The following is a 1,496-nucleotide window of genomic DNA, read 5'->3' as shown; positions in this document are numbered from 1 at the left end:
AAAATAAGGCTAAAATTAGTTGCAAAAAAAGCGATTTTTTAATGTAACTAGTTGATTAATAATGAATTTAAATTAATTTTAAATTTTAGTTTTTTAGCTGATTTTTTTTGTCATCTTCGTCTTAAGAGAAAGTTATCAACATTTTTTTGGTCGCTTATTGGAAATCAACTTATTAAGAATTTTAGAATGGAAAAAACGAGTACAAGTGTTTGGAATAATTGTCTTGCAATCATCAAAGACAATATACCAGCGCAAAGTTTTAAAACCTGGTTTGAGCCTGTGAAAGCAGTACGTTTGGAGGGTGACGTTTTGACTATTCAAGTACCTAGTTTATTTTTTACGAATGGTTGGAGGAGCACTATGTTGGTATCCTTCGTAAGACTGTTAAAAAGTTTTTAGGTGAGCTTGGTAGGTTGGAATACAATATTGTGGTTGAGAAGTCATCAGCTTCAATTCCTTATACAACAAATATCCCTTCCAATGGCAATGGTGCAGAAGGTAAGAAACAATCTATACCTGTTCCTGTATCCTTAAATAAAGATATCAAGAATCCATTTGTAATACCAGGATTAAAGAAACTACAGGTTGATCCTCAATTAAATCAAAATTACACCTTTGATAATTTTATTGAAGGCGAGTGTAACCGTTTGGCGAGATCTGCGGGCTTTGCTGTGGCAAATAAACCTGGAGGTACCTCATTCAACCCATTGATGATTTATGGAGCTGTAGGACTAGGAAAGACTCACTTAGCACAAGCTATCGGTAATGAAATCAAAAGAAATCTACCAGATAAGTTGGTGATCTATGTTTCTTGTGAGAATTTTGCCAACAATTCGTAGATTCACTTAAAAATAATACCATTAATGATTTTGTGAATTTTTATCAGGCAATGGATGTGATCATCATGGATGATGTACATAACTTCGCTGGTAAAGAGAAAACACAAGATATATTTTTCCATATTTTCAATCATTTGCATCAGTCTGGAAAACAAGTAATCTTAACATCTGATAAAGCTCCTAAAGATTTAGCAGGATTAGAAGAACGTTTATTAAGCCGTTTCAAATGGGGTCTTTCTGCAGATATTCAAATTCCAGATTTGGAAACAAGAATGGCTATTTTGAAAAAGAAAATGTATTCTGATGGAATTGAATTACCAGAAAATGTTGTAGAATATGTTGCAAATCAAATTGACAACAGTGTTCGTGAACTAGAAGGAGCTATGGTTTCTTTATTAGCGCAGTCAACATTAAATAAAAAAGAGATTGATTTAAATCTAGCTAAATCAATGCTTAAGAACTTTGTTAAAAACACGCATAAGGAAATTTCAATGGAATTTATTCAAAAGCTCGTTTGTGAGTATTTTGAAGTTCCAGTAGAAATGGTTAAATCTAAAGTTCGTAAAAGAGAAATCGTACAAGCTAGACAGATTTCAATGTATCTGGCTAAGAACCATACAAAATCGTCATTGAAAACAATTGGTTCATTCTTCGGTG

General features: G+C 32.6%; 1 pseudogene. It reads left to right on the top strand.

The annotated features are described in order from the left end of the window. Positions 1-186: 186 nt before the first annotated feature. Positions 187-1,496 (top strand): annotated as a pseudogene (dnaA, locus tag L950_RS25280) (chromosomal replication initiator protein DnaA); the annotation flags it as partial.

It is taken from the genome of Sphingobacterium sp. IITKGP-BTPF85 (assembly GCF_001006065.1).
Classification (GTDB): Bacteria; Bacteroidota; Bacteroidia; order Sphingobacteriales; family Sphingobacteriaceae; genus Sphingobacterium; species Sphingobacterium anhuiense.
Note: the sequence above shows the minus strand (reverse complement) of the source record. Positions and strands in the feature narration are given on the sequence as shown.